The 3,893-nt window shown below is 58.0% G+C and carries 5 protein-coding genes; 4 read left to right on the forward strand and 1 reads right to left on the reverse strand.

Annotation, left to right across the window (positions count from 1 at the left end):
• From O6944_02725 to O6944_02735, 3 genes are all read left to right on the forward strand, one after another.
• On the forward strand, positions 1-203 hold a 203-nt coding region (locus O6944_02725), incomplete at its 5' end, for a hypothetical protein (protein MCZ6718053.1).
• 39 nt (positions 204-242) lie between these two features.
• A complete protein-coding gene (locus O6944_02730; GenBank protein MCZ6718054.1) occupies positions 243-464 on the forward strand; it encodes an amidohydrolase family protein in 222 nt (73 codons plus the stop codon).
• 81 nt (positions 465-545) lie between these two features.
• Positions 546-1,340 (forward strand): enoyl-CoA hydratase-related protein, encoded by a 795-nt coding sequence (locus O6944_02735; GenBank protein ID MCZ6718055.1) that lies wholly within the window; start codon positions 546-548, stop codon positions 1,338-1,340.
• A 130-nt stretch (positions 1,341-1,470) separates the two neighbouring features.
• On the opposite strand, the gene O6944_02740 is transcribed toward O6944_02735, so the two are convergent.
• Positions 1,471-3,216: an amidohydrolase family protein gene (locus O6944_02740; protein MCZ6718056.1), complete on the reverse strand. Its 1,746-nt coding sequence runs from the start codon at positions 3,214-3,216 to the stop codon at positions 1,471-1,473.
• A 162-nt stretch (positions 3,217-3,378) separates the two neighbouring features.
• Here O6944_02740 and O6944_02745 point away from each other — a divergent pair, with 162 nt between their 5' ends.
• On the forward strand, positions 3,379-3,825 hold the full coding sequence (locus O6944_02745; protein MCZ6718057.1) for a VOC family protein: 447 nt from the start codon (positions 3,379-3,381) through the stop codon (positions 3,823-3,825).
• The last annotated feature ends 68 nt before the right edge of the window (positions 3,826-3,893 follow it).

The following is a 3,893-nucleotide window of genomic DNA, read 5'->3' on the forward strand; positions in this document are numbered from 1 at the left end:
TTGAAGACGCGCTCGGCCGCCAGGCGGCAGTCGCCCTCATCGGCCCGCGCCAGGTGGGCAAAACCACACTTGCGCTTGAAGACATTCAGCCGAAAAAGGCCTTTCTTGTCTATTCCGGCACCGATCGCTTTCCAAAGAGACAGGGCCTAGAAGCTATTAGTGTACGTGAAGTAGTCAAAGAACTGCACTCGCTTAAAAAATAGGCGCGCTCCGATGGGATTAATCCGCAGGAGATCGAACTCTTGGCCAAGGCCGGCCTGGATAATAAAGCGGTTCTCGCTACGGGGACGACGGTACCGGCACAATTCTGGGGGTTTGGGGACGGTCTTGGCACACTAGCAGCCGGGCATACCGCAAGCTTGCTCATTCTTGATGCCGACCCCGAGCGTGATCCGTTGACGCTATCCCGGCCCCTGGCCGTCTATCTTGATGGCATACTCATGGGCCCAAGCACGGCGCAGTGAGACGCGCCTGAGGGGGCCTACTTGTCCGCCCGCGCAGCCGGGCATATCGTAAGGCTGGAATCCTACAAAGGGGGTGGATCCATGCTCACGCAGGACTGCTATCAGACGATTCTCATCGAAAAGAGTGCGAGTGGCGTCGCGATCGCGACCCGCAACCGCCCTGAGAAGCTGAACGCCATCGATGCCACGATGCATACCGAGCTCACCACGCTGACCCTCGACGCCGACGCCGACCCGGACGTGAAGGTTCTGCTCGTCACGGGGGCAGGGCGCGCATTTTGCGCCGGGGGTGATTTCAGCGGTCAGCGGGGATCTCCCGTTACCGGCGGCGGACAGACGATGCGCGAAGCGCGCCAGATCGTCGACAATCTTCTGGATTGCTCGAAGCCCGTCATCAGCGCGGTCAACGGCTATGCCATGGGACTCGGTGCGAACTTTGCGCTTCTTGCCGATATCGTAGTGGCGGCCCGTGGCGCGACGTTTGCCGATACCCACGTCCGCATGGGAATCGGTGCCGGTGACGGCGGGCAGGTAATCTGGCCGCTGCTCATGGGCGTGAATCGCGCGAAGTACTTCATGATGACGGGCGATCGCCTCCCCGCAGAAGAGGCGGAACGCCTGGGGCTCGTCAATTTCGTCGTCGACGACGAGGAGCTCATGCCGAAGGCCATAGAAATCGCGGAGCGACTCGCAAGCGGACCGGCCCGCGCGATCTCGGCATCCAAGGTGCCCATCAACAAGTACATCAAGATGGTCTCGAATCTGGTGCTGCCGCTATCGCTCGGCCTCGAGGGAGCAACTATGGGGACCGAAGACGCCCGCGAGGCGGCACAGGCCTTCAGAGAGAAGCGCGAGCCGAAGTTCACTGGAAGTTAACGAACCGACCTTCCTTCCCTGGCAGCGTACCTATTGAGGGGTCATTGCGAGCGTAGCGAAGCAATCTCGGGGACTGGTGTATATGTTTGAGATTGCCGCAGTCGCTACGCTCCCTCGCAATGACGGATCGTTACTGCCCAGCCATATCGTAGCTGCGCAGCACCTTGCCCGGCAGCGCACCGGTACACTTCTGGCCCTCGAAGGTGATCTGTCCATTCACGATCGTGTAGCGATAGCCGTCGGCCTTCTGCACCCGCCGCCAGTCGTTGTTGGGCAGATCGTAGATGGTCTCCATCGGCAACACTCGCAGCTTCTCCAGATCATAGACCACGATGTCTGCCGGCATCCCAGCGCGCAGCCAGCCGCGGTCATGGATGCCAATGGCCCAACCCAACATGGTCGACAGCCGCCAATGTGCCTCTTCCAAGGTCATGAGCTGTTTGTCACGGATCCAATGGGCCAGAAAGTGGGTCGGATAACGGCCCAGGGTCAGGAATTTGGTATGCGCTCCGCCATCTGAGGCACCAATCAGGGTCAGCGGGTGTTTGAGGATCTGACCCACGGCGTCCTCATCACTGTTGAGAGAGTCTTGCATGGCAAACTCGGTCTTCAGGTCTTCTTCGACCGCCAGGTCTAGCAGGACATCGACCGGATGCTTGTCCTGCTCCTGAGCGATCTGAGCGATAGTCTTACCTCTGAGCGGCTCGTTCTTTTCCAGGTGTACGTCTTCGATGACCGTCGCGTCCCAGTCGATCATGCCCACCTGGCCCTGTTCGCCGTCACTGTCCTTGGACGATACGAGCACCATCCGGCGCTTTTCCATATCCTTGCGCAGAGCAGGACGCCGAGCCGGATCGGCCAGTTTGGCCTTGCGCTCTTCGCGCGTGCCCACGGTGGCTTCATTCCAGGCTGGCAACTGGTCAAACAGTCCCATGGTTTCCAGGGTGAAATCGCGTTCGATTGGTACGCAAATATCAACTGGCAGGACAATGGCCTCGCGATACGCCTTCTCACTCCACTCCAGCTGCTTACGCCAGCCATCGGGGTTATTGGCATCAGACACGATTGCGTTCCAGTTCACCGGCCGGCCACTGGTCTTGGCCAACTCCAGCAAGAAATCTAAGCCCAGCCCTTGTAAGGCTTTGCCCATCGTCCACTCGATTGAGCCCCGGTTGAACTCCCGCATCACGGCCGCCATCTCTAAGAACTCTTCTCGCGGCGCCACCTGGGTCGGTAGATAGCCGCCATCATAGTCCCGGTTGGACATACTAAACGTGCCCGAGAAGCCAAAGCCACCCGCCTGCAAGGCTTCCTTCAACACATGTTTTATCTGCGTGACCTGGTCTGCGGTAGCCGTATAATTGGGATCGCGGGCTTCCTCATTGCCCATCACCCAGGCACGCAGCGGCGAGTAAGGCACCAGCGAGGCGGCATTCACTCCCATCTTGTTGCGTTCCAGGCTGTCCAGAAACTCGGGAAAGGTCTCCCAGTCCCAGCGCATCGACGCCTGCATAATCGACAGCGGAATGGTCTCTGTGCGCTCCATGCGCAGCATAGCCCGCTCCTGGTCCTCGGGCCGCACCGGAGCGAAGCCAAAGCCGCAGTTGCCAATCGCCACGCTCGTCACCCCGTGCCAGCCAGACAGCGTGGCATACGGGTCCCAGCCAGTCAGCGCCGCGTCATAGTGGGTATGAATGTCCATAAACCCAGGCGCCACAATGCAGCCAGTGGCGTCGATGACGCGGGTGGTGTCTCCTTTGATATTGCCCATTGCGACGATCTTGCCATCCCGGATCGCGATATCCCCACGGTATGCAGGCGTGCGCAAACCATCCACGACCGTGCCGTTTTTGATCAACACATCATACTCTGCCATGACAGGCCCTCCTTTTATTTTGCGGGCAAATGAGAATTGATACTGACTGTCCCCATATCCTTACTAGGAGATCAGCGGGCTGTCGTCAACGATTCGTTCTGGCGTATTTCTCTTGCGACACAGGAGCCAAAGGGAGTAAAGGGAAAGCAAGGAGGAACAGTTATGCTTGACCGTCTATTTCACGTCAACATTTGTGTACGAGATATGGAGCGCTCGATTCGCTTCTATCAACAGATCGGTTTTAACAAAGTCAACGACTTTACAGCCGAGGATCCACGCATTGGTGATGGTCTCGGGGTCAAAGCGAACAAGATCCGGGGCGTCTTCATGCGTATCGGCGATGATCCTAACGCTCCGGTGCTCGACCTGGTTCAATTCCTCGATCCACCTACCCAGGGCCAGCCGTATTCAAGCCTGAACAACGTCGGGATCTGCCGGATCGCATTCGCTGTAAAAGACATAGAAAAGACCTACGCAGACTTGCAAAAGATGGACGTTGAGTTTGTGGCCCCCCTGACGACCATCGATGGGCTGGTGGATGGAAAAACCAGCTTTGTATGCTTCAAAGATCCGGATGGCACAATTCTCGAATTGATCAGCGGGGTATAGGGGAGGCTGGTAAGGATAAGGATGTAGGAGGGACAAAGGGAATAGGCAGAGAGAATAAAAAAAGGAGG

Source organism: Gammaproteobacteria bacterium, assembly GCA_027296625.1.
Lineage (GTDB): Bacteria > Pseudomonadota > Gammaproteobacteria > JAKEHO01 > JAKEHO01 > JAKEHO01.